The organism is Plantactinospora solaniradicis, assembly GCF_042658085.1.
GTDB classification, from domain to species: Bacteria; Actinomycetota; Actinomycetes; order Mycobacteriales; family Micromonosporaceae; genus Plantactinospora; species Plantactinospora solaniradicis.
This window is the reverse complement of sequence record NZ_JBHSPR010000010.1, coordinates 475,230-497,620: the sequence shown is the minus strand read 5'-3', so window position 1 is coordinate 497,620 and position 22,391 is coordinate 475,230. Positions and strand designations below refer to the sequence as shown.

Annotated in this window: 22 protein-coding genes and 4 pseudogenes; 15 read left to right on the top strand and 11 right to left on the bottom strand. The window is 71.5% G+C overall.

The features are described from left to right. Positions 1-46: 46 nt before the first annotated feature. Both ACFP2T_RS14770 and ACFP2T_RS14765 read right to left on the bottom strand, forming a co-directional pair. Positions 47-280 (bottom strand): DUF397 domain-containing protein, encoded by a 234-nt coding sequence (locus ACFP2T_RS14770; protein WP_377421732.1) that lies wholly within the window; start codon positions 278-280, stop codon positions 47-49. A 1-nt stretch (position 281) separates the two neighbouring features. After that, positions 282-1,127 (bottom strand): helix-turn-helix domain-containing protein, encoded by an 846-nt coding sequence (locus ACFP2T_RS14765; RefSeq protein ID WP_377421730.1) that lies wholly within the window; start codon positions 1,125-1,127, stop codon positions 282-284. Positions 1,128-1,611: 484 nt separating this feature from the next. Here ACFP2T_RS14765 and ACFP2T_RS14760 point away from each other — a divergent pair, with 484 nt between their 5' ends. After that, on the top strand, positions 1,612-1,842 hold the full coding sequence (locus tag ACFP2T_RS14760) for a hypothetical protein (RefSeq protein WP_377421728.1): 231 nt from the start codon (positions 1,612-1,614) through the stop codon (positions 1,840-1,842). 122 nt (positions 1,843-1,964) lie between these two features. On the opposite strand, the gene ACFP2T_RS14755 is transcribed toward ACFP2T_RS14760, so the two are convergent. Continuing rightward, positions 1,965-2,924 (bottom strand): tetratricopeptide repeat protein, encoded by a 960-nt coding sequence (locus ACFP2T_RS14755; RefSeq protein WP_377422833.1) that lies wholly within the window; start codon positions 2,922-2,924, stop codon positions 1,965-1,967. Between the two features lie 226 nt (positions 2,925-3,150). Next, a complete protein-coding gene (locus ACFP2T_RS14750) occupies positions 3,151-4,473 on the bottom strand; it encodes an ATP-binding protein (protein WP_377421726.1) in 1,323 nt (440 codons plus the stop codon). A gap of 371 nt (positions 4,474-4,844) precedes the next feature. On the opposite strand from ACFP2T_RS14750, the gene ACFP2T_RS14745 reads away from it, so the two are divergent. Next, positions 4,845-5,942 (top strand): D-alanine--D-alanine ligase family protein, encoded by a 1,098-nt coding sequence (locus ACFP2T_RS14745; protein WP_377421724.1) that lies wholly within the window; start codon positions 4,845-4,847, stop codon positions 5,940-5,942. Between the two features lie 70 nt (positions 5,943-6,012). Here the strand turns inward: ACFP2T_RS14745 and ACFP2T_RS14740 are convergent, their stop codons facing one another. Both ACFP2T_RS14740 and ACFP2T_RS14735 read right to left on the bottom strand, forming a co-directional pair. Further along, entirely contained in the window at positions 6,013-6,690 is a 678-nt protein-coding gene (locus ACFP2T_RS14740) for a DUF3515 family protein (RefSeq protein WP_377421722.1), read from the bottom strand. Beyond that, positions 6,691-6,924 carry an Lrp/AsnC ligand binding domain-containing protein gene (locus ACFP2T_RS14735; RefSeq protein WP_203865109.1) on the bottom strand — a complete coding sequence of 78 codons (234 nt, stop codon included), beginning with the start codon at positions 6,922-6,924 and terminating at the stop codon, positions 6,691-6,693. A 182-nt stretch (positions 6,925-7,106) separates the two neighbouring features. Between ACFP2T_RS14735 and ACFP2T_RS14730 the strand changes: the two genes are divergently transcribed. After that, positions 7,107-8,045, top strand: coding sequence for a thiamine-phosphate kinase (locus ACFP2T_RS14730; protein WP_377421720.1), 939 nt, complete (start codon positions 7,107-7,109; stop codon positions 8,043-8,045). Between the two features lie 50 nt (positions 8,046-8,095). Then, positions 8,096-8,563: a GNAT family N-acetyltransferase gene (locus tag ACFP2T_RS14725; protein ID WP_377421718.1), complete on the top strand. Its 468-nt coding sequence runs from the start codon at positions 8,096-8,098 to the stop codon at positions 8,561-8,563. Between the two features lie 91 nt (positions 8,564-8,654). Here ACFP2T_RS14725 and rpmB read toward each other — a convergent pair whose 3' ends face one another. Continuing rightward, positions 8,655-8,846: a 50S ribosomal protein L28 gene (gene rpmB / locus ACFP2T_RS14720; RefSeq protein WP_123555573.1), complete on the bottom strand. Its 192-nt coding sequence runs from the start codon at positions 8,844-8,846 to the stop codon at positions 8,655-8,657. A gap of 209 nt (positions 8,847-9,055) precedes the next feature. On the opposite strand from rpmB, the pseudogene ACFP2T_RS14715 reads away from it, so the two are divergent. The 3 genes and pseudogenes from ACFP2T_RS14715 to recG all read left to right on the top strand — a co-directional run. Further along, positions 9,056-9,712: pseudogene (locus tag ACFP2T_RS14715) on the top strand (DAK2 domain-containing protein); the annotation flags it as partial. 216 nt (positions 9,713-9,928) lie between these two features. After that, positions 9,929-10,903 (top strand): annotated as a pseudogene (locus ACFP2T_RS14710) (DAK2 domain-containing protein); the annotation flags it as partial. A gap of 42 nt (positions 10,904-10,945) precedes the next feature. Then, positions 10,946-13,198: an ATP-dependent DNA helicase RecG gene (recG, locus tag ACFP2T_RS14705; protein WP_377421716.1), complete on the top strand. Its 2,253-nt coding sequence runs from the start codon at positions 10,946-10,948 to the stop codon at positions 13,196-13,198. A gap of 13 nt (positions 13,199-13,211) precedes the next feature. Here recG and ACFP2T_RS14700 read toward each other — a convergent pair whose 3' ends face one another. The 4 genes and pseudogenes from ACFP2T_RS14700 to ACFP2T_RS14685 all read right to left on the bottom strand — a co-directional run bounded on the left by ACFP2T_RS14700 (position 13,212) and on the right by ACFP2T_RS14685 (position 16,406). After that, a complete protein-coding gene (locus tag ACFP2T_RS14700) occupies positions 13,212-13,493 on the bottom strand; it encodes a PCC domain-containing protein (protein WP_377421714.1) in 282 nt (93 codons plus the stop codon). Next, the gene (locus tag ACFP2T_RS14695) at positions 13,490-14,107 is read right to left on the bottom strand and encodes a hypothetical protein (RefSeq protein WP_377422903.1); all 618 of its coding nucleotides are present in this window, start codon (positions 14,105-14,107) and stop codon (positions 13,490-13,492) included. The genes ACFP2T_RS14700 and ACFP2T_RS14695 overlap by 4 nt, the downstream gene beginning before the upstream one ends. Positions 14,108-14,357: 250 nt before the next feature. Beyond that, positions 14,358-14,522: pseudogene (locus ACFP2T_RS14690) on the bottom strand (helix-turn-helix domain-containing protein); the annotation flags it as partial. Between the two features lie 939 nt (positions 14,523-15,461). Next, positions 15,462-16,406 carry a cell wall anchor protein gene (locus ACFP2T_RS14685; RefSeq protein ID WP_377421713.1) on the bottom strand — a complete coding sequence of 315 codons (945 nt, stop codon included), beginning with the start codon at positions 16,404-16,406 and terminating at the stop codon, positions 15,462-15,464. A 334-nt stretch (positions 16,407-16,740) separates the two neighbouring features. Between ACFP2T_RS14685 and rsmD the strand changes: the two genes are divergently transcribed. The 8 genes and pseudogenes from rsmD to mutM all read left to right on the top strand — a co-directional run bounded on the left by rsmD (position 16,741) and on the right by mutM (position 22,356). Next, entirely contained in the window at positions 16,741-17,322 is a 582-nt protein-coding gene (gene rsmD / locus ACFP2T_RS14680; protein ID WP_377421711.1) for a 16S rRNA (guanine(966)-N(2))-methyltransferase RsmD, read from the top strand. Beyond that, positions 17,319-17,804 carry a pantetheine-phosphate adenylyltransferase gene (gene coaD, locus ACFP2T_RS14675; RefSeq protein ID WP_377421709.1) on the top strand — a complete coding sequence of 162 codons (486 nt, stop codon included), beginning with the start codon at positions 17,319-17,321 and terminating at the stop codon, positions 17,802-17,804. Before rsmD ends, coaD begins: the two co-directional genes overlap by 4 nt. A gap of 238 nt (positions 17,805-18,042) precedes the next feature. Further along, the gene (locus ACFP2T_RS14670) at positions 18,043-18,540 is read left to right on the top strand and encodes a hypothetical protein (protein WP_192767581.1); all 498 of its coding nucleotides are present in this window, start codon (positions 18,043-18,045) and stop codon (positions 18,538-18,540) included. 126 nt (positions 18,541-18,666) lie between these two features. Continuing rightward, on the top strand, positions 18,667-19,230 hold the full coding sequence (locus ACFP2T_RS14665; protein ID WP_377421707.1) for a YceD family protein: 564 nt from the start codon (positions 18,667-18,669) through the stop codon (positions 19,228-19,230). An 8-nt stretch (positions 19,231-19,238) separates the two neighbouring features. Beyond that, entirely contained in the window at positions 19,239-19,412 is a 174-nt protein-coding gene (gene rpmF / locus ACFP2T_RS14660) for a 50S ribosomal protein L32 (protein ID WP_192767583.1), read from the top strand. A 114-nt stretch (positions 19,413-19,526) separates the two neighbouring features. Continuing rightward, complete coding sequence (locus ACFP2T_RS14655) at positions 19,527-20,504, top strand: phosphate acyltransferase PlsX (protein ID WP_377422831.1); 978 nt, start codon at positions 19,527-19,529, stop codon at positions 20,502-20,504. Next, a pseudogene (rnc, locus tag ACFP2T_RS14650) lies at positions 20,501-21,253 on the top strand (ribonuclease III); the annotation flags it as partial. The gene ACFP2T_RS14655 and the pseudogene rnc, both read left to right, overlap by 4 nt. Before the next feature lie 245 nt (positions 21,254-21,498). Continuing rightward, positions 21,499-22,356, top strand: coding sequence for a bifunctional DNA-formamidopyrimidine glycosylase/DNA-(apurinic or apyrimidinic site) lyase (gene mutM / locus ACFP2T_RS14645; RefSeq protein WP_377421705.1), 858 nt, complete (start codon positions 21,499-21,501; stop codon positions 22,354-22,356). The last annotated feature ends 35 nt before the right edge of the window (positions 22,357-22,391 follow it).

Here is a 22,391-nt window from a genome sequence, read left to right as displayed (position 1 = left end):
AGCGTTGCCGGGGGACGCAGCTCGGGAACCGCCAACCTCCCCCCGGTCAGGGGAGAATGGGGGAGGCGGGCAGCGCGGTGGTGAATGCGGTCCAGGCGGCCGGGGAGAAGCGGAGCACCGGGCCGGTGGTGTCCTTGGAGTCGCGGATCGCGACGGTGGTGCGGGTGTCGGTGGCGGGTTGGGTGAGCAGGGCGAACTCGACGCAGGCGCCCTGGTCGCCGCTGTGGGTGCTCTTCCGCCAGGCGGCACTGGCCAGCGGTGCGGTCGTCTCCGGTGACATCTCACAGTCCTTTCAGGAGGCGGTTGATGGTGTCGCGACTCTCCGCGGGGCTCAGCGCGACGGCCCGCAGGTGTTCCATGATCTTCGCGCAGGTCCGCAGGTCGTGCGGCCGGTCGAGGATCAGCTGCCCGGCGACCGTCTCGACCGAGGCGAGGGTCGGATCCTCCGGATCGGCGAACTCGAGGATGTGGAGGGAGCCACGGGTGCCCCGGTGGTAGCCGGCCTTGAGTGGGATGACCTGGATGGTCACGTTCGGTAGCTCGGACATCTTGAGCAGGCTCTGTAGCTGGGCGGACATCACGGCCTCGCCGCCGACCGGGCGTAGCAGCGCACCTTCGTCGACGATGGCGTCGAAGATCGGCGGGTCGGACTCCTTCAGCCGTTCCTGCCGGCCGATCCGGATCTGGACCCGCTGCTCCACCTCCTCGTCGTTGAGGGTGTGCGGGCCGCCTCGCATGATCGCCCGGATGTACTCCGTGGTCTGGAGCAGTCCCGGCACGACCGAGGGCTCGAAGTTCGCGATCGCGGTGGCCTCGGCCTCGACCGCGATGAAGTCGATGGTGCGGCGATCCAGGATGTACGAGTAGGACACCCACCAGCCCGGCTTCCGGGCCTCCTTGGCGAGCTGGACCATGTCCTCCATCTCGTTCTCCGGCCGCTTGTAGAGCGTGAGCAGCGCGCGTACCGAAGCCGGGCTGACCATCGTCTGCGCGTTCTCGTACCGGGAGAGCGTGCTGCGGGTGCTGTTGATCTCGTCAGCAGCCTGTTCGAGGGTGAGCCCGGCCGCCTCGCGGGCATGGCGTAGGGCTATGCCGAGGCGGCGGGCGCGGAACGACTTCGGAGCCATGCATCGATACTGTCACATGTTGGCGGGAAAGCGTGCATGAGAGAACGCCCGTGAGAGTTGCATTCACGCGTTCACAACTGGCAATCTGTCATCACGTCCTCACTGCCGGTGGTCGTGTCGACGGTGGCTGTGGGTGACCGAAGGGGAATGAGGCGCACGGCGATCGGACCTTCCCGTACCCGATCGCCGTGTCCCTCCCGCCAGCCCGCGGACCTGGAGGTGACAGATGACCCCGAGCCCGTGCTGGCCTCGGATTTCCCGGTGTCGTTGGTGCGCCCGACCCGTGCTGAGGGACAACGAGGGCGCCTGGATCCACGCCGACCTGGCCTACGTGTGTCGGGACCGGTGGGGTGGGCTGGCCGCCACGACGGCCGAGCCGGAGGCGGCGTCCCGTGGAATCTGACCGGCGGCACGCCCACCCCGGGCGGCACGCCCACCCCGATCCGGGCGGACGGCGTGGCACCCGCGCCGATCACCGCGCACGGTGGTCCCGGTGACCCGTTTCCTCGTCGTGCTGACCGACGTGCGGCCGCTGTCCAAGGAGGGGCGGGACGAGCGGATCGAGCCGGAGCGTCGTCGTCAGGTCGTCGGTGCCACCAGTAGGGAGGCCGCCGAGCGGATCGCCGCCGCCTTCGCGGCGCTGGGCATGGTCCGGGCGGGACGGCAGCGGGTCAAGGTGCTCGCCGTCGGCCGACGGCGCTCGGGCGTCGACTGAGCGCGCCAGGCGTCGACTGAGCGCGCCAGGCGTCGAGCGAGCGCGCCAGGCGTCGAGCGAGCGCGCCAGGCGTCGAGCGAGCGCGCCAGGCGTCGAGTGTGGGTAGCGGATCGGAGCGAGTCTCAGCTTGTCGACGGGGGCGGCCGGTGGAGCCGGAACCAGCAGCGGCGGACGAACCAGAAGAACTCCCGCAGAGCCCGGCTCCGCCAGCGGATCAGCAGCGTCAACAGCGGCACCGAGAACAGGATCGGGCCGACGATCTCGACCACCTGCGGCGGATACGGACCGAGGTTGATCAGCAGCATTCCGCCGGCCAGCGCCGCGAGCCGCAGTGGGGCCGTGACAAAGGTGAACCGGTGACGGTTGGCGCCCAGGAGAGCGCGGACCGGTCCGGAGAGCCGGGAGAGCCGCCAGCGGAGCAGCATCAGCACGCCGCCGACGGCCACGACGGTGACCGTCACACCGCCGGCCGCGGCGAGGGGGCGGGACGGGACCAGCTCCTGCATCGCCACCACGACGAAGTTCGCGAGCAGGAGCAGCACGCAGCCGAGATCGGTGAGCAACCAGAGCGCCTGCCGGGCTCCGGACGTCGCCGCCCGCAGCGCCGCCGGGTCGTTGGGCACCGCCTGGAGCATGCCGCCCATCACCGGGGACGCCCGGACCGCCCGTCCCCGCTCGGCGTCGAGCGTGGCCAGGCCGAACAGTGCCGGCGGGTCGTCGGGGGCGAGACGCAACGCCTCCAGGTACGCGGCACGGGCCCGGCCGAACTCGGCCATCCGGCGCTGCACCTTGGCCTCGGTGACGTGCGCCCAGACACTTCCCGGATCGAGCTCCCGGGCCCGCCGCGTCGAGGCCAGCGCGGAGAGCACGGCCCGGGTGCCGCTGCCCCGAAGCAGCGCCTCGGCCCGGACGAGTTCGTTGCGGGCGTCGTCCGGATCGAGCGTACGGGCCCGCTCGGCGGCGTCGAGCGCCTCGGGGATCCGGCCCAGTTGACGGAGCGCGACGGACCGGTTGCGATGCAACTGGGCACTGTCCGGGGTACGTCGGCCGCGATGTCGAGCACGGTCAACATGTCCGACCAGCGGTTCTCCCGCTGGTAGCAGTGGGCGTACACCTGGAGGGTGTAGCTGTCGCCGGGATCGGCGCGCAGTACCTCCAGCAGCAGCGGGTACGCCGCCTTGACCCGGCCGACCTGGGCGAGTTGCAGAGCCCGCTCCAGCATCGAGTCCCTGACCTGTTCGGTCATCACCGTTCCGGCGGGCGGGGCGTCACCGACCGCGGCCGTGTCGGGTACGGCCCCGTCGGTCATCAGAGCATCTTCCGCCGCTTCAGGTAGGCCACCAGGTCGTCGTACGTACCACCCTCGTTGGCGAACATCGCCACGTTGCGGGCGGTGGCGAACCACGGCTTCGTCGAGGGACGCACGTCCTTCAGCGCCCGGTCGAAATCGCGCTGCTCGATCATCCGTACCTCGCCGCGACGGATCGAGTCGGCCATCGCGTACTCGGCGGCGGACTCGCAGAGGTGGGCCAGGTCCGCACCGGAGAAGTCCTCGGTGGCGCCGACGATCCGGCGTACGTCGATGTTGGCGATCGGCCGGTCCCGCAGGTGGTACTCCAGGATCGAGGTCCGGGCCGGGGCGTCCGGCGGCAGCACCAGCACCACCCGGTCGAGTCGGCCCGGACGGCGTAGCGCGGCATCGACGTCCCACGGCGTGTTCGTGGCGGCCAGCACGAAGACGCCCTCGTTGTTGCCCTCCACCCCGTCGAGTTCGGCGAGCAGTTGGTTGCCGAGCGTCCGCATGTTGCTCGACGTCACCTTGGACCGCTTGTGCCCGAGGGCGTCCACCTCGTCGAGGAAGAGTACGCACGGCGCGCTGCGCCGAGCCGCCTGGAACAGCTCGTGCAGGTTGCGCTCGGAGTTGCCGATCCACATGTCCAGGACGTCCACGATGGACAACGAGATGAACTTCGCTCCCATCTCCCCGGCGATCGCCTTGGCCAGGAACGTCTTGCCGCAGCCGGGCGGGCCGTACAGCATCAGGCCGCCGCGCAGGCTCTTGCCGTACAGCTTGCGCAGTTCCGGGTTCCGCAGCGGGCCGAGGAAGGCGAGTTCCAGCCGTTCCTTGACCTCGGTCATCCCGCCGACGTCGCTGAGCCGGATCGTCGAGGTCTCCACGTCGAACATCCGGTCGGCGTCCCCGATCACCGGCTCCGGCTCGTCGCCGGCCGACACGAAGCGGGGCGGCACCACGTCGGCGAGTTCGGTCTCGTAGGCGGCCAGCGGGTCGTCGGTCGGCGGCGGTGCGCCGGGCCCCGCCGTCCCGGCCGGTCCAGGCGCGTCGCCCGTCGGTCCGGACGTCGGTCCGGTGGCCGGTCCGGGCGGCGATCCGGGTGCGGTCGACCCGGCCGCTTGGCCCGCTGCCGGTCCGCCGCCGAGAGCCCGCTGCATCAGTGACTGCGCGGCGGCGTCGGCGGGGTTCCGGGCGAGCGCCTGCCCGATCTGCGCGATGGCCTCGGCGGGCCGACCGGCGTCGAGCAGCAGCCCGGCCAGATGCAGGCGCAGCGGAACGTCGTCGGGATTGGCACCCACCGCGACGGTCAGGCTGTCGATAACCGAATCGGAACTCACAAGACGAGGAGCCTAGACGGCGCGCGCCACCCGCGACGACGCAGCGGCACCTCCGGGCGCTCCAGTCGCTTCGGCCACAGTTCGCAACTGGTTACGTATCGTGTTCGTCTTGCTTCCCCGGCGATGGTTTCCCGGTCCTGAAAAGGGGTGTGGACCCGGAAGTTGGCCACGCAGAGTAGGGTCACCCGGTGGGCGTACGAGGAGCACGGCGGCGCCCCGGCGGGTACCTTCCGTGGTTGTGGCGTGAACGGTCGCGATCGAGATCCAGGTGGCGATCGGCGTCCGCCGCGCCGGAACGGTTCGAGGCCCGAGCGGTGACGCGAACTAGCGGCGACGCGAACTAGCGGTGACGCGAACGAAAGGTGACCGGAGTGACCACCCCAGGCAAGACCCGTGTGGCCGTCGTCTTCGGCGGGCGCAGCACCGAACACGCGATCTCCTGCGTCAGCGCGGGCAGCATCCTCGCCGCGCTGGACCCGGACGAGTACGACGTGGTTCCGGTGGGCATCACCCGGGCCGGTCAATGGGTCCTGACCGACGGTGACCCGGCCCGGTTCGCCATCACGGAGCGCCAGTTGCCGGAGATCACCGCGGCCGCCGGCTCGACCGTCGTGCTGCCGGCCGACCCGACCGGCAGCGGGCTGATGATGCTGGATCCCGCCGAGGGGCCCCGGGCGCTGGCCGACGTCGACGTGGTGTTCCCGGCGTTGCACGGTGCCTACGGGGAGGACGGCACCATCCAGGGGCTGCTGGAGATGGCCGGCATTCCGTACGTCGGCGCCAACGTCTTCGCCTCGGCGGCGGCGATGGACAAGGAGTTCACCAAGAAGCTCGCCACGGCCGAGGGAATCCCGGTCGGCCCGTACGTGGTGCTGCGCAACGGGGTCAGCCTGACCGAGGAGGACAAGCAGCGGCTCGGGCTTCCGGTCTTCGTCAAGCCGTCCCGGGCCGGTTCGTCGGTCGGGATCAGCAAGGTCTCCGACTGGGACGACCTGGACGCGGCCGTCGCGCTGGCGCGGCAGGTCGACCCGAAGGTGCTGGTCGAGGCCGCGATCGTCGGCCGGGAAATCGAGTGCGGGGTGCTGGAGGCAGAGGCCGGTGGTGGCCCCGAGGCATCGCTGCTGGCCGAGGTGAAGGTGGCCGAGCGCGACTTCTACGACTTCGAGGCGAAGTATCTCGACGAGGGCTCCGAGTACGAGATTCCTGCCGGGCTGCCGGACCGGGTGACCCGGCAGGTGCAGGAGTACGCCTGCCGTACCTTCACCGCACTGGACTGTGCCGGCCTGGCCCGGGTCGACTTCTTCGTCACCCCGGATCTGGACGTCTATCTCAACGAGATCAACACCATGCCGGGGTTCACCCCGAGGTCGATGTTCCCGCAGATGTGGGCCGCGACCGGGTTGGAGTACCCGAAGCTGGTGAACCGGCTGATCCGGACCGCCTTGCGTCGGGGTACCGGGCTGCATTGACGAACGAATGCTCCGCCGGGCGGGCGGCGTACCCGCGTCGGCGTGTCGGTCGCGGCGGGCTCCGCGGGTGTCAGCCCCCGGCGCAGCCGGTCGGGACGTCCGGCACCGACGGCACCGAGGCGACCAACGACTCGGACACCGGGGCGGCCCACTGCACCGTCTGCTCCTGCCCCTGCGGTACGACGAGCCGTACCGGCACCTCCCGGTCCACAGTGGTCAGCACCAGGCCGGCGTCGCCGTGCTCGGTGTGCCAACAGACCTTGTTGACCATCCAGAGGTCCGCGGTCGGCGCGACCGTGGGCTTCGGCACCCCGCACGAGACGGTGAGAGCCGGATCACCGTACGCGGCGTTCTGCTCCGGCCCGGCGGTCACCGGACGCTGGCCGAGGTCGCGGATCGTGGCCGGCAGCCGGGACAGCAGCGCCCGGCAGACGGTGGCCGGTCGTTCGGCCAGTGCCGGTGCGGCCATCTCGACCGGTGCGGTCGACTGCGGACGGGCCGAACTGGGCGACGGCTCGGGCGTGGCCACCGGGTCCGGGTTGAGCTGTCCGAAGACCAGCACCGCGACGAGGGCGGTCAGTGGCAGGGCGACCACCGTCGCCCACAGCGCGGCCTGTCGGGTGGTCCGGTCCGGGCCACGCCGGTCCGTCCGTTCTGTCTGCTCTGTCCGGTCGCCGGGGTCCGTGCTGGCGTCCGGCTCGGGCTGGGACGCGTCCGGCTGCTGCCCCGGCATCGTGGTGCGTTCCATCTACAGCCGCACCACCGAGCAGGTCAGCGTGCGGGTGATGCCCGGCACCAGCTGCACCTTGCTGACGATCATCTTGCCCAACTCGTCCACGGTGTGCGCCTCGGTGAGCACGACCACGTCGTACGGCCCGGTGACCGCGTCGACCCGGACGACTCCGGCAATATCCGAGATGTGCGCGGCCACGTCACGTGCCCTTCCGACCTCGGTCTGGATGAGGATGTACGCCTGGACCACGACCCGCCTCCCGTCCGCCGCCGAGCGGCTCGACCGTGAAAATACCGTACGGAGCAGGTCGGATCCCGATCGGTGGTCAAGGGAGACACGATGAGCGATCGAATCGTCCGGCTCGGTGTGTGCGTGGCTGGGCCGGGAAGACGCCGGATCCTGTCCGGCGACCAGTGCGGTCGGGGGCTGGCGTGAGCGTCGCACGGGCCGGCGAGTTCGGTCTGATCGCCCGGGTGACAGCGCGGCTGGCCAGCGGGCACGCCACACTGCTCGGGCCCGGCGACGACGCGGCGGTGGTACACGCCCCGGACGGCCGGGTGGTCGCCTCCACGGACGTACTGGTCGAGGGGCGGCACTTCCGGCGGGACTGGGCGAGTGCGGTGGACATCGGGCATCGGGCGGCGGCGGCGAACCTCGCCGACATCGCGGCGATGGGCGCGGTGCCGACCGCTCTGCTGGTCGCCCTCTGCATGCCGCCGGACCTGGAGGTGCAGTGGACCGAGGAACTCGCCGACGGTCTCGCCGCCGAGGCTGCCCGGGTGGGTGCGAGCGTGGTCGGCGGGGACATGTCGGCCAGTCCCACCCTGACCATCGCGGTCACCGCCCTCGGCGACCTCGGCGGTCGTGCCCCGGTGGTACGCAGCGGGGCGCGCGCCGGTGACGTCGTCGCACTCGCCGGTCGGCTCGGGTACGCCGCCGCCGGATACACCGTGTTGTCCCGCGGATTCCGTACCCCGAAGGTGCTGGTCGAGGCGTACCGGAGACCGGAGGTGCCGTACGGGGCGGGTCCGCAGGCGGCTCGGCACGGCGCCACCGCGATGATCGACGTGTCGGACGGACTGCTCGCCGATCTCGGCCACGTGGCGGCGGCGAGCCGGGTCGGGATCGACCTGCTCGGCGCCGCGTTCGAGGTGCCGGACCAGATGCGGGACGCGGCACACGCCCTCGGGGTGGATCCGCTCGGCTGGGTGCTGGGTGGTGGCGACGATCACGCCATCGTCGCGGCCTTTCCGGAGGACCTGCCGCTGCCCACCGGGTTTCGCCTGATCGGTCACGTGGTGCACGGTGCGGGAGTGACGGTGGACGGGCGGACGTACAAGGGTGCCGCCGGATGGGACCACTTCCGCTGAGGCCAGACCCAGGATCGGTAAGGAGCGGTCGGGGTCGTACCCTTGCGCCCGTGAGTGAGCTGGAGATCCGTTCCGAACGCTATGACTCCCCGGTGGCGCAGGGACTTGTCGTCGCCGCGCTCGCCGACCTGGCGACCCGGTACGGCGGCGAGGGCGACGAGACCCCGGTCGCGGCGGCCGAGTTCGTCCCGCCGTCCGGGACGTTCCTGGTGGCGTACCTGGATGACGTTCCGGTCGGCTGCGCCGGCTGGCGCTCCCACGGCGACTCCGGTGAGCTCGCCGAGCTGAAGCGGCTGTACGTGGCGTCGACGGCGCGTGGACGCGGGATCGCCCGGTCGCTGCTGGCCGCGGTCGAACGCTCCGCCCGGGAGCACGGGCGGCGCCGGCTGATCCTGGAGTGTGGCGACCGGCAGCCCGAGGCGATCGCGCTCTACCAGCGCAGTGGGTACGAGCGGATCGAGGACTTCGGGTACTACCGCGACGAGCCGGACGTGCTGTCCTTCGGGCGGTCGCTCTGACTCTCCGGCCGATCCGGAGCACGAGTTCCGTGCACGCCAATAGCCGCCGGGTGGTGTTCCCGGCGGCTATTGGTACGTTATTGCGGCGTGCTCAGGCGCGGGCGACCTTGCCGGCCTTGATGCACGAGGTGCAGACCTGGAGCTTGCGGGTCGTGCCGCCGCCCGCCGGGGTCCGCACCGACTGGATGTTCGGGTTCCAGCGGCGGTTGGTCCGCCGGTGCGAGTGGGACACGTTGTGGCCGAAGCCAGGCCCCTTGCCACAGATGTCGCACACGCTAGCCACGGGATACTCCTGGAATTGATCGTTCGTCAGGTCGCGGGCAGGGTGCCGCCCGGCAACCTGGTCAGGTTACCCGATGCCCGGTCCGCCGGGCCAATCGGCTCCACCGGCGTCCCGGGCGGGCTCGGTGGGCGTCTTCGCCGGCCACGCCGACCGGAAGATCGCGCGGCTGTGCCAGCGGTGGGTCAGGGGGCGCCAGTAGGCTTCTCGCCGTGCTGCAGACCCTTGACGCCGCCGCCCTGCGCCGGTGGTGCGCGGGCGGGCTGGCCGCGCTCGAGCGGCACCAGGACGAGATCAACCAGCTCAACGTCTTCCCGGTGCCGGACGGGGACACCGGCACCAATCTGGTGCTCACGCTGACCTCGGCCGAGCAGGCGCTGCGGCTCGACCCGGACGACCCGGACGACCCGGACGACCCGGCCGATGCCGGACATCCGCCGCACGGACGGGTGCTACGGCTGCTGGCCCGGGGAGCGCTGCTGGGCGCCCGGGGCAACTCGGGTGTGATCGTCTCGCAGATCCTTCGCGGCCTGGCCGACAGCCTCTGCGACGTCCCGGCGGTACGCGGCCGGGCGCTCGCGGCGGCCCTCCGCGCGGCCAGCACCACGGCGTACGCGGCGGTGGCGAGACCGGTGGAGGGGACCGTGCTCAGCGTCGCCGCCGCGGCGGCGACCGCCGCCGAGCGGGCCGACACCGACGATCTCGCGTCCGTTGCCCGGGCCGCCGCGTCCGCCGCCGACGAGGCCCTGGCACGCACGCCGGAACAGCTACCGGCGCTGGCCCGTGCCGGAGTCGTGGACGCTGGTGGGCGCGGCCTCTGCGTCCTGCTCGACGCGCTCGTCGAGGTCGTCACCGGCGACTCGCCCACCCAGGCGCCGGCCGGCTCCACGCCACCGGCCGGCTCCACGCCACCGGCCGGCTCCACGCCACCGGCCGGCTCCACGCCACCGGCCGGCTCCACGCCACCGGCCGGCTCCACGCCACCGGCCGGGGCCACGCCACCGGTCGGGTCCACGCCACCGACTGGGTCCGGTCCGCGCCCGGGGTCGGGAGCGGGCCCGGGAGCCGAGGCCGCCGAGCCGGCACCGTCGAACCGGCCGGCGACGGCAGCCCGGGAGACCGGCTCGCCGGAGTACGCGTACGAGGTGCAGTTCCTGCTCGACGCCGAACCCACGGCGGTGCGGAGGCTGCGGGCGGAACTGGACCGGCTCGGCGACTCGCTGGTGGTGGTCGGCGACGGGGCCGGCCCGGGGGAGACGGCCACCTGGAACGTCCACGTCCACGTCAACGACGTCGGCGCGGCGATCGAGGCTGGCGTGGTCGCCGGTCGGCCGTACCAGATCTCCGTCACCCGCTTCGAGGATCAGGCGCCCCGGCCCGTTTCCGCCCCGGCGGCGGCCCCGGGAACGCCGGAGCGGGCGGCGGTGGTGGTGGCGGCCGGCCCCGGACTGGCGGCCATCTTCGCGGCCGAGGGAGCCGCCGTGGTGGACGCGAACCCGTCCGCCGGGGAGCTGCTCGACGCGATCAGGTCGACCGGCGCACCCCGGGTGGTGGTACTGCCCAACGATCCCAACACCCAGGCGGTGGCCGGGGTCGCGGCGGAGGAGGCGCAGCCCTTCGGAGTACGGGTGAGCGTGGTGCCGACCCGGTCGCCGGTGCAGGCGCTCGCCGCGCTCGCCGTACGGGATCCGGCCCGCCGGTTCGCGGACGACGTGATCGCGATGGCGGAGGCGGCCGGTGCCTGCCGGTACGCCGAGGTCTGCCACGCCAGCCGGGAGGCGCTGACGGTGGCGGGCCCGTGCCAGCCCGGTGACGTACTCGGGCTGGTGGACGGCGAGGTACACCTGATCGGCAGCGATCTGGTGGCGACCTGCGAGGCGCTGCTCGACCGGATGCTCGGGGGCGGTGGGGAACTGGTCACGCTGCTGCTCGGCGCCGACGCGCCGGATGGCCTGGCCGACGTCGTCCGGGCGCACGTGGCCCGGCGCTGGCCGTTCGTCGAGGTACACCACTACTCCGGCGGTCAGCCGTTCTACCCCTTGCTGGTGGGAGTCGAATGACGATGCTCGTGGGGGGCCGATGACAGCGCTCGTGGGGGACCGATGACGACCGAAGATCCGAACTCGGCCCAACTGGACACGCCGCTGCGCAAGCTCGTCGGGGAGAAGACCGCGAAGGCGTTGGCCAACCATCTCGACCTGCACACGGCGGGCGACCTGCTTTACCACTTTCCGCGCCGGTACGACGAGCGGGGCGAGCACACCGACATCCGCTCCCTGGAGGTCGGCGAGCAGGTCACCGTGCTCGGCCAGGTGAGGCGTACGGACGTGCGGCCGATGCGCCAGCGCCGGGGGAAGCTGCTGGAGGTGACCGTCGGGGACGGTAGCGGCGGCGTACTGACCCTCACCTTCTTCGGCAACCAGGCGTGGCGGGAACGGGACCTGCGACCGGGCCGGTGGGGGCTGTTCGCCGGAAAGGTCACCGAGTTCCGGGGCAAGCGCCAGCTCAACGGCCCGGAGTACGTCCTGCTCGGCGACGGGAGCGGCGACGGTGGCGAGGGCGGGGCGGGCGCCGACGGTGCGGACGGTGCCGAGGCGGCGGCGAGCGAGGAGATCGAGGAGTTCGCCGGTGCGCTGATCCCGGTCTATCCGGCCGCAGCGGCGGTACCCACCTGGGTGATCGCCAAGTGCGTCCGGGTGGTGCTGGACACCGTCACCCCACCGGAGGACCCGCTGCCGGCGACCCTGCGGGCCAGCCGCAACCTAACCGGCCTGGGCACCGCACTGCGGGGAATCCACCGGCCGGCCACCAAGGAGGAGCTGTACCGGGCCCGGCACCGGTTGAAGTGGGACGAGGCGTTCGCCGTACAGCTGACCCTGGTGCAGCGGAAGCACCGCGCGGCGGCCTGGCCGGCCCGCCCCCGACCACGTCGGGACGACGGCCTGCTCGCCGCGTTCGACGCCCGGCTGCCGTACGAGCTGACGGCCGGGCAACGCACGGTCGGTGAGGAGGTCGCGGCGGACCTGGCGACCGCACATCCGATGCACCGGTTGTTGCAGGGCGAGGTCGGCTCCGGCAAGACGGTCTGCGCGCTGCGCGGGATGCTCCAGGTGGTCGACGCGGGTGGCCAGGCCGCCCTGCTCGCTCCCACCGAGGTACTGGCCGCGCAGCACTACCGGGGGATGCTCGACCTGCTCGGCCCGCTCGGCCGGGCCGGTGAGCTGGACGGCGACCCGGACGGCACCCGGCTGGCCCTGGTCACCGGTTCACTGGGCGCGGCGGCCCGACGGCGTGCGCTCGAGACGGTGGCCGCCGGGGAAGCCGGCATCGTCGTGGGTACCCATGCCCTGCTGTACGAGGGGGTCGACTTCGCCGATCTCGGCCTGGTGGTGGTGGACGAGCAGCACCGGTTCGGGGTCGAGCAGCGGGACGCGTTGCGGGCCAAGGCAGAGCAGCCGCCGCACGTGCTGGTGATGACCGCGACCCCGATCCCGCGCACCGTGGCGATGACCGTCTACGGCGACCTGGAGATCTCCACCCTGTCCGAGCTGCCGCGTGGTCGTTCGCCGATCGCCTCGCACGTCGTGCCGGCGGCGGAGAAACCGGCGTACCTCGACCGGGCGTGGCGACGGCTGCGCGAGGAGGTCGCCGCCGGCCACCAGGCGTACGTGGTCTGCCCCCGGATCGGTGACCAGGCGACGACACCGGAGGAGGTCGGGGCGGCCGGCGAGGACGGCCGGCGTCCCCCGCTGGCGGTGGCGGAGGTGGCGCCACTGCTGGCCGACGGGCCGCTGCACGGGCTGCGGATCGGCGTACTGCACGGGCGGTTGCCGGCCGACGAGAAGGACTCGGTGATGCGGACGTTCGCCGCCGGGGATCTCGACGTACTGGTGGCGACGACGGTGATCGAGGTGGGCGTCGACGTACCGAACGCGACCGTGATGATCGTGCTGGACGCGGACCGGTTCGGCGTCTCCCAACTGCACCAGCTCCGTGGCCGGGTGGGCCGGGGTTCCGCCGCCGGACTCTGCCTGCTGGTGACGGAGGCGGTCGAGGGTGCGCCGGCCCGGGAGCGGCTGGACTCGGTGGCCTCCACCACGGACGGTTTCCGGCTGGCCGAACTCGACCTGGAGCAGCGCCGCGAGGGGGACGTACTGGGGGCGACCCAGTCCGGCCGACGGTCGCATCTGCGGCTGCTCTCGCTGCTGCGCGACGCCGAACTGATCCGCAACGCCCGGGCCGAGGCGATCGCCCTGGTCGAGGAGGATCCGGAGCTGGACCGGCATCCGGCGCTCGCCGCCTCGGTGGCCACGTTGGTGGACTCCGAACGCGCCGAGTACCTGGAGAAGGGGTAGGGGCGGTTGGCGGTCACAGAGGCATGACGTAGGCGTTCACGAAGAAGTGTTCGACCTTGCCCCAATGCAGATGACCGGCCTTCGCTTCGTCTTCCTGGCGGCCGAGCACGACGTGAATGTGCACGGTGCCGTCCTTGACCTCACCGGTCCCGGTGAGTTCCATCGTGGAGATCGCGCAGCCCTCGACCGCTCCGATCAGCGACACGATCGCCCCGTTTGCGACGCCGCGTGCCTGAAGCTCGTCCGTCAGTGTCGACATGACTTCCTGCCCGGGTTGAACGGAAACGAGAATCATCGAGGCCTCTCCAGAGTCGTCGTGATCGGGTCCGCACCCGCCAGGAGCCCGGCCATGGTGCGCAGGTTTTCGGGCGCGCTCTCGGCTCGCAGGGCCTCGGCGACGGCCGCCTTGACCGGCTCGCGGCCGGCTGCCCCGGCTCGATGCAGGAGCAGGGCACTACACCACCGGGCCGCTGCGTCGCGCGGATTGCGTAGCTCTTCGGCCAGCTTCAGTACCGCATCCGATCCGACGGCGCCCGAACCCTGAGCGAGTTGGGTCGCGAGCGTCCAGGGCAGCGCGAGGACCCGGCTCGCGACCGCCGTCAGGTACAGCACCCGCATTGCCTCGTCAGCCCGCAGCGCCGCTATCACCAGGTCTGCTGTCTCGGGCGTCGCGGTCTTCGCCAGGATGCCAGCCGCGTTCACCCGCAACACGTCGGTTGCGCCGCTCCTCATCCATCGGCTGAGGGTCGCTTCGCTGGCCGGATCCTGTTCGACAAACTCGCGGATCACGAGATCGGTTGCATGGCTGGTCTGGACGGCCTCGAGCCGCTCGCTCGTACCCGTCGCGATCCCGTCGAAGACCCGGCACGCCAGGTGGAAGTCGATGAGGCCCGGGTGGGGGAAGCGCACGAACCCGGTGGGCGTGCGGACCAGTTGGCGACGCTGAACGAGCTGAGTCGCGGCGGGCCGTAGGGCGGCCGGTATCAGGCTTTCGTGTAGCTCGCGCCCGTCCCCGCGCCAGATCTCCCACGCGATCCACTGGGCGCATCCGTCCCGGGGTGCCCGCGACCGTGCCAGCGAGGGTAGCTCCGGCCAACGAGAGAAAGTCCTTACGTCTCACCTCGTCAACGGTAGGCGACGGCGCCTCGGTGATCGTCCGACGTATCGCCCGTTGGTACAGCTCGATCGTGGCCGGCGTGACCGGCCGCTCGCCGGCCTCGATCCGGGACAGATGGCTGGTGGACAGGCCGCCAAGGCGGGCGATCTGAGCGAGTGTGAGGTCCGCTTCGCGCCGTGCCTGCCGTAGTTCGGGTCCGGTTTTCATCTCCACTCCGATTGCCGCACCTTTGTTGCGGCACGGGTACGGCTCCCGAGCGTAGGCGGTTCCCATACAGAGTGGTAGCAAGCGCCCCTGTTCGAACCCAGGTCGCAAGGTGCACGGACGGGTGGGGGTTGCCGGTGGGGGTGGCGCCCGAAGCTGTCGGAGCCTGAGCGCCGTCCCTGCCTCCAGTTCAGCAGAGGAGGGGACATGAATTGGCTTCTACGACCCAGGCCGCTGCATCGCCGAGACTGGCGCCGCCTCTGGCGTTACTGCCGCTGTGGGTTCCGATGGGTCTGCCCGGACTGGGGCGACCGGATTCCGGTGCCGTACGCGCCCGAGGTGCCGTCGCTGGCCCGGACCAAGTACCGCGCGGCAGTGCGCGGGGACGCTTCCGTGCCCGTGGTCGTGACCCCGGACGCCCCACCCCGACAGGCCCGCCACCGTCCGAGGAACAACCGCCAGTCGCTGTGGAACCCCTTGACCGGCTCTCGGGCGATCGGAAGGGTGGGGGCGCTGCCGACAGGTCAGGCTCGCCGCAGCGGATGTGTCGGGCGAGCCCACGGGGTCAAGTAGGTATGACCCGGCCGCACATCCCGCGCCGACCCCATACGCCGATGCGGCCGTCGTTCCGGTGTCGTGCGTGTGGTGCCGAGTGGCCGTGCTCACTTGCCCGCCGGATGTTGCTCCACCTTTACCGAAACAACCGGACCGGTCTGCTCATCTATCTCGCCGCCCAACTCGCGAGAGCGCTTCAAGACCTACCTGAGGTACACCCCGCGTTGCTGGCCGGCCGCATCGTCTACTGGGTACCCCGCGACCGCGACGCCTGACCTCAGCCAAGCCCGCTGACTGGCGTACGCCGGGAAGACGCTGAGGGCGCGCCGACCGTTTCCGGTCGACGCGCCCTCAGGCGTTTGGTTCAGATCGTGCTGGTCTTACCGATCAGGCGGTGAAGGTCACCCGACGGCGACGGGCCACGATGTACAGCACCACACCGGCACCGAGCAGCAGCAGAGCGCCACCCGCGATGCCACCGGCAGCGGCACCGGTCAGCGGCAGTTCGCCACCGCCACCGCCACCGCAGTCCTGCGGCTCCTCGTACTTGATCGGGTCGCCCTCGATGCCCTCACCGCTCGGGGTGACGGTCAGGCCGGCCTTGGCGGGGAACTTGACGCTGCCGGTCTCGCCCGGCGCCACCGTGAGGGTCTTCGCGTCGCCCTCGTTCGGCGTGAAGACGATGGTGATCGACTCGTCGGTGGGGTTCTCGAGCGTGAGGATCAGCTCGTCACAGGTGGACTCGTAGGTGCCCACCGGCTCGACCGGTTCCGGCGTCACCGACGGGGTCGGCTCCGGGGTCGGGGTCGTCGGCGGGGTCGGCTCCGGGGTGGGGGTCGTCGGCGGGGTCGGCTCCGGGGTCGGGGTCGCCGGCGGGGTCGGAGTCGGGGTCGTCGGCGGGGTGGTGGGCGGGGTCTTGCACTTGCCCGTGCCCACTGCGTCGACCGTACGGTCCTCGGTGACGATCTGGTTGGGCCTGATCCACTTGGCCTTGACCGTCAGCGACTTGTTGAGTTGCTGAGCCGAGTTGGCGGTGCGGATCTCGGTGCCGGTGAGCGGAGCGCCACCCTTCGGGTTCAGCTCCGCGCCGACCTTGATGTCCCCGACCGCGCCGGGGCGGACCTGGATGACCTCAGCCTTGATGTTCTCGCTGTTGCCGACCGTCCACTTGAACTCGTAGTTGTTGCTCCCCTGGACCTTGCAGTAGGTCCCGAAGATCTCGGGGTGGTGGGCGCTCGCGGGCGCGGCCACCGCGACCGCCGCGCCGAGGCCGAGGAACGCGGCCCCGATGATGGCGGCCGATCGCCGAAGCGACAGCTTAGGACGGATCACGCGTACTCCTGAGAGATGAGAGCGTCACGGTACGACGTGGGAATGGCGATGAGGGCCGCTGCCGGTACGGCGCGACCTGCGAAAATTGCCTTCCTGGCGTCGTAGGCCGGCAAGACGCAGCCGGCACAGCGCACGACCTTAGCGATTGCCGTCGAACGCGGATACTCTTCAGGCTTCTCTAACGATGATGTTGTGAATTCGAGATGATTGATAAACGGGCGGTGATGGAGCTATCTCCCTCGGTGCGTGCGCCCTGTCGTTTTGTCCGTTGCCAGCCTTCCGGAGGCGAGACCGGATCATCGCGTAGCGTCGGGCCCATGGAGAGGAAGTCGGGATGACCCGGATCGTCGCGGGAGTGCTCGGTGGACGCCGGATCTCCGCGCCGCCCGGGGCGAACACCCGGCCGACCAGTGACCGGGTCCGGGAGGCACTGTTCAGCGCGGTCGAGTCGATGACGGAGTTGACCGGTGCGCGCTTCGCCGACCTGTACGCCGGCTCCGGCGCGGTCGGGCTGGAGGCGCTGTCCCGGGGCGCCGCCCAGGTGCTCCTGGTGGAGTCCGATCCCCGGGCCGCCCGGATCATCCGGGAGAACCTCGCCGCGCTGCGCTCGACCCCGGCGAGCCCACTGAGCGGCACCGCCCGACTGGTCACCGGGAAGGTCGCCCAGGTGCTCGGCACACCGCCCGAGGGCGGTCGCTACGACGTCGTCTTCGCCGACCCGCCGTACGCCGTACCGGACGCCGACCTCGCGGTGGTGCAGGTGGCGCTGCGCGACAACGGCTGGCTGGCCCCGGACGCCCTGCTGGTGCTGGAGCGGTCCACCCGGACCGGACCGGTCGACTGGGTGCAGGGAATCACTGCCGAGCGCAGCCGCCGTTACGGCGAGACCACTCTTTGGTACGGTCGCCGATCGTGAGACGTGCGGTCTGTCCCGGCTCCTTCGATCCGGTCACCAACGGTCACCTGGACATCATCGGTCGGGCGAGCCGACTGTTTGACGAGGTGATCGTCGGCGTGTTGATCAACGAGTCCAAGCGTGGGCTCTTCACCGTCGACGAGCGGATCGACATGCTCCGCGAGGTGACCGCCCCCGACGGCAACGTACGGGTGGAGTCGTTCCAGGGTCTGCTGGTCGACTTCTGCCGTACCCAGCAGGCCGCTGTCGTCGTCCGGGGGTTGCGGGCGGTGAGCGACTTCGACTACGAGTTGCAGATGGCCCAGATGAACATCGGGTTGGCCGGGGTCGAGACGTTGTTCATGCCCACCAGCCCGCTCTATTCGTTTCTCTCCTCGAGCCTGGTCAAGGACGTCGCCAAATGGGGCGGTGACGTCTCCCCGCACGTTCCGGACGTGGTCCGTGAGCGCCTGCGGGAACGGCTGGTCCGTCCGGGTTCCTGACCGGCGACGGTCCCGCCCGGTCCCGGTGACCGGTCCGCCGGCCTCGACGCCGGCGCCGCCCGGCTCGGCGACCAGCCTTTCCGGCCAGCCTCAGACGCCCGTTGGCCTGCGGCGACGCGCCGGTCCCGGGTCGATCGCCAGCCCGGTCCGGGGCGCACCGCATCATTGGTTGAGCAGTAATCCGGTCTGACACCCCATCATGTATGTCGACCGAAGCAACGACGGGAGTGAGGTACCGGTGGACCCGCTCGATCGCATAGACGAGATCATCGGCATGGTGGAGACGGCGCGTTCCGTCCCGATGTCCCGCAACAACGCCATGGTCGACCGCGCTGAAATGATCGGTGCCCTGGAGGAACTGCGCGTCGAACTGCCCGTCGACCTGCGTCGGGCGGCGGCTCTGCTGGACGAGCGCGACAAGATCATGGATGCCGGCAAGCGCGAGGCGGACCGGATCATCAGCGAGGGTGAGGCGGAACACGCCCGGCTGGTCTCGGTCAACGAGATCACCGTCTCCGCCGAGCACGAGGGTGCCCGGATCGTCGCCGAGGCCCGGGCCGAGGCCCAGCGGCTCCGCGAGGAGGTCGACGACTACGTCGACACCGCGCTGGCCAATTTCGAGCAGTTCCTGACCCGGGCGCTGGCCTCCATCGAGCGCGGCCGGGACAAGATGCACGCGCTGCGGGAGATCGGTACCTTCGCTGGGGAGGAGAATGAACGTCCTCTGCCGTTCTGAGCGCGCCGTCCGGATCGCCGACCCGGTCCGAGCCGTTCAGGACCGGGCTGGCCTGCCCCAATTCGACGCTAAGCCCGCTGCTCAGGTAACCTGTTTCGTCGGCCTCGCACAGGCCGGAGTCTGACTATGCCCAAGCATCTGCCGACCCACCTCAACCCCAGGTCGCCGCTGGTCCTCGACACGAGGGAACTGCCGCGCCGTCCTGGAGTGCTGCGTACGGTCGCTCGGACGGCACCGGCACCGGCAGACCTCGGGCTGGAGCTGATCGGCGTGCCGGAGGGCGCGGAACTGAGCCTCGACCTGAGGCTCGAGTCGGTGTCCGAGGGCGTACTCGTCTCCGGGACCGTCACCGGTCCCGTCAAGGGCGAGTGCGGCCGCTGCCTGCGCCCGATCACGGACTCGTTGGTCGTCCCGATCCAGGAGCTGTACGCCTACGAGCACAGCACCACGGTCGAGACCACCGAAGAGGACGAGGTGGGCCGGATGCAGGGCGACCTGATCGACCTGGAACCGGTACTGCGGGACGCGGTGGTGCTCGCACTGCCGACCAACCCCGTGTGCCGGGAAGACTGCCCAGGCTTGTGCCCCGAGTGTGGGGTGCAGTGGGACGAACTGCCGGCTGACCACAGCCACCAGCAGGTCGACTCCCGCTGGGCGGGCCTGTCGCAACTGACCCGTCAAGAAGAGTAGGAAGAACCGTGGCCGTCCCCAAGCGCAAGATGTCGCGCAGCAACACCCGGTCCCGCCGGGCGAACTGGAAGACCACGGCGGTCGCGACCGTCGCCTGCCCGCAGTGCAAGTCGCCGAAGCTGCCGCACGCGGCCTGCAGCGTCTGTGGCACCTACAACGGCCGCCAGGTCATCGAGGTCTGACCTGGATCCCGAGTGACGCCACCGACCTCTGGTCGGGCGGCGCACCCGCCCTGGCGACTGCCCGGTGTGCCGGCTCCCGCCGCCGCCGACCGACTTCGGCCGGCCGGCGTTCCCGTGGAGCCGGGCACCGTGCGGATCGCCGTCGACCTCCTCGGCGGGGACGATGCTCCCGCCGTCGTGGTTGACGGCGCTCTGCGGGCGTTCGGCGCTGACCCCGATCTGCGTCTCCTGCTTGTCGGCCCGGCTGAGGTCGCCGACGAGCTGATCGCCATGCTCCGGCCCGCTGAGCGGGACCGGGTTGCCGTCCGGCCGGTACGCGAGGCCGTCGCGATGACCGGGGACCCCGCCGCGCTCGTCCGCTCGGACAGCACCATCCGGGCGGCGGTGGCCGCCGTGGCCGAGGGAGCGGCCGACGCCGTCGTCTCGGCCGGTTCGACGGGTGCCACCGTGACCGCCGCCGTACTCGGCTTCGGTCGCTGGCCCGGCGTCCGGCGTCCGGCGTTGATCGCCACCCTGCCGGCCCTCGACGGTCCGGTCGCACTGCTCGACGTCGGTGGCTCGCTGGAGGCCCGTCCGGCCACCCTGGCCCGGCACGCCGTGCTCGGCGCGGCCTACGCCGCCGTCGCGCACGGGGTGTCCGAACCCCGGGTCGGTCTGCTGTCCATCGGCACCGAGACCGGCAAGGGCGACCGGGCCCGGCGGGCCGCCGATCCGGTGATCGCCGATCAGCCACTGCCGGCCGACGGCCGGTACGTCGGGCTCGTCGAGGGACACGACGTGGCCCTCGGTGCCCGCGCCGACGTGGTGGTCACCGATGGCTTCACCGGCAACGTACTGCTCAAGGGGATCGAAGGCGCGTACGCCATGGCCGGAGGTCCGCCGGCCGGCGGCGGTGCCCCACGGGCCGCCGCGCTGCTGGGGGTGGCCGGCGTCGTGGTGGTCTGCCACGGCGCGGCCCGGGGCGACGACGTCGCCTCCGGCATCGCGCTCGCCGCCCACCTGCACCGCCGCCGGGCCATCGCGGCGGTATCCACGCTGCTCGCCGAACTGACGGGGGCCAACCGCATCACCGACACCGAGGTAACGGCATGACCAAGGACAAGCGGCGGCGACCGCCGATCACCCACCTCGAAGCGGCGTTCGGCGTCGCCCTGGACCCGGAGCTGCTGGAGCGGGCCCTCACCCACCGCTCCTTCGCGTACGAGAACGGTGGCCTGCCGACCAACGAACGGCTCGAGTTCCTCGGTGACTCGGTGCTGGGCGTGGTGATCACGACGGCGCTGTTCCACAACCATCCGGACCTGCCCGAGGGACAACTGGCCAAGTTGCGGGCCAGCGTGGTCAACATGCGGGCGCTGGCCGACGTGGCCCGGCGGCTCGGCCCGGCGGGTCTCGGGCCCTACCTGCTGTTGGGCAAGGGCGAGGAGAGCACCGGCGGCCGGGACAAGGCGAGCATCCTCGCGGACACGCTCGAGGCCCTGCTCGGCGCGATCTACCTCCAGTACGGGCTGGACACCGTGGCGATCGTCATCCACCGGCTCTTCGACCCGCTGATGGCGGAGTCGGCCGGGCGTGGGGCGGCGCTGGACTGGAAGACCAGCCTCCAGGAGCTGACCGCCGCGCTGGGACTCGGCGTTCCCGAGTACCGGATCGACGAGGCGGGCCCGGATCACGCCAAGACCTTCACCGCCTGGGTGGTGGTTGCCGGCCGGAAGTACGGCGGCGCTGATGGCCGCAGCAAGAAGGAGGCCGAGCAGCGGGCCGCCGAGGCGGCCTGGCGGACCCTCTCCGACCAGGGCGAGGACGCCGTCGAGCCGGCTGCCGCGCCGTCGCCGGGTGCTCCGGTCGCGCCGTCGCCGGGTGCTCCGGTCGCGGCGGTCGACGACGGCCATGCTCCGGAGGTTGCCGCCGGGGCCGAATCCGGCGCAGGTGCCGACGCGACCGTGGGCATCGATGCCGCGGTCGATCTGGTGGCCGCTCCGGGGCATCACGCGGATCCGGCGACCGATCCCGCCACAGGTTCCCGTACCGCGCCGGCCGGGGGTTCCACCGGTGGGTCCAGCACGCCGAGCTGATCGAGGGTCACATGCCTGAACTGCCCGAGGTGGAGACGGTCCGGGAGGGCCTGAGCCGCTGGGTGACCAACCGCCGGATCGCGGCCGTCGAGGTACGGCATCCGCGCGCCATCCGCCGGCACCTCGCCGGTGCCGAGCACTTCGCGGCGGTGCTCGCCGGCCGGACGATCCTCTCCGCCTGCCGCCGCGGAAAGTACCTCTGGCTGCCGCTGGACAGCGGTGACGCGGTCATCGGGCATCTGGGCATGTCGGGGCAGCTACTGGTCCGGCCGGCGGAGACGGCCGACGAGATCCATCTGCGGATCCGGTTCACCTTCGACGACGGCGGGCCGGAACTCCGCTTCGTGGACCAGCGCACCTTCGGTGGCCTCTCGGTCTCGGAGGACGGTGCGACCCTGCCGTCGGAGATCGCGCACATCGCCCGGGACCCGATGGATCCGGAGTTCTCCGACGCCGGCTTCGTGGCCGCGGTACGTCGGCGTCGTACGGAGATCAAGCGGGCGCTGCTGGACCAGACGTTGATCTCCGGCGTCGGCAACATCTACGCCGACGAGGCGCTCTGGCGGGCCCGCCTGCACGGTGCCCGGCCGACCGACGCGCTCACCGGTCCGGCGATCACCCGGCTGCTCGGGCACGTCCGCGACGTGCTGGGAGAGGCGCTCAAGCAGGGCGGCACGAGTTTCGACGCGCTGTACGTCAACGTCAACGGCGAGAGCGGCTACTTCGACCGGGAGCTGAACGTCTACGGCCGGGAGGGGCTGCCGTGCCGGCACTGCGGCGCGCTGGTCCGCCGGGAGGCATTCATGAACCGCTCGTCGTTCAGCTGTCCCCGCTGCCAGCCCCGACCCCGCACAGCGGCGCCGAGGTGACGACGCGCGGCGCCGCTTCGCGCGGGGCCGCTCAG

What these genes read in the sequence shown, in the direction of transcription:
- ACFP2T_RS14770 (WP_377421732.1), bottom strand. Translation starts at nt 280, where the DNA reads ATGTCACCGGAGACGACCGCACCGCTGGCCAGTGCCGCCTGGCGGAAG.
- ACFP2T_RS14765 (WP_377421730.1), bottom strand. Translation starts at nt 1,127, where the DNA reads ATGGCTCCGAAGTCGTTCCGCGCCCGCCGCCTCGGCATAGCCCTACGC.
- ACFP2T_RS14740 (WP_377421722.1), bottom strand. Translation starts at nt 6,690, where the DNA reads ATGGAACGCACCACGATGCCGGGGCAGCAGCCGGACGCGTCCCAGCCC.
- recG (WP_377421716.1), top strand. Translation starts at nt 10,946, where the DNA reads ATGACGACCGAAGATCCGAACTCGGCCCAACTGGACACGCCGCTGCGC.
- ACFP2T_RS14700 (WP_377421714.1), bottom strand. Translation starts at nt 13,493, where the DNA reads ATGATTCTCGTTTCCGTTCAACCCGGGCAGGAAGTCATGTCGACACTG.
- rsmD (WP_377421711.1), top strand. Translation starts at nt 16,741, where the DNA reads ATGACCCGGATCGTCGCGGGAGTGCTCGGTGGACGCCGGATCTCCGCG.
- ACFP2T_RS14665 (WP_377421707.1), top strand. Translation starts at nt 18,667, where the DNA reads ATGCCCAAGCATCTGCCGACCCACCTCAACCCCAGGTCGCCGCTGGTC.
- mutM (WP_377421705.1), top strand. Translation starts at nt 21,499, where the DNA reads ATGCCTGAACTGCCCGAGGTGGAGACGGTCCGGGAGGGCCTGAGCCGC.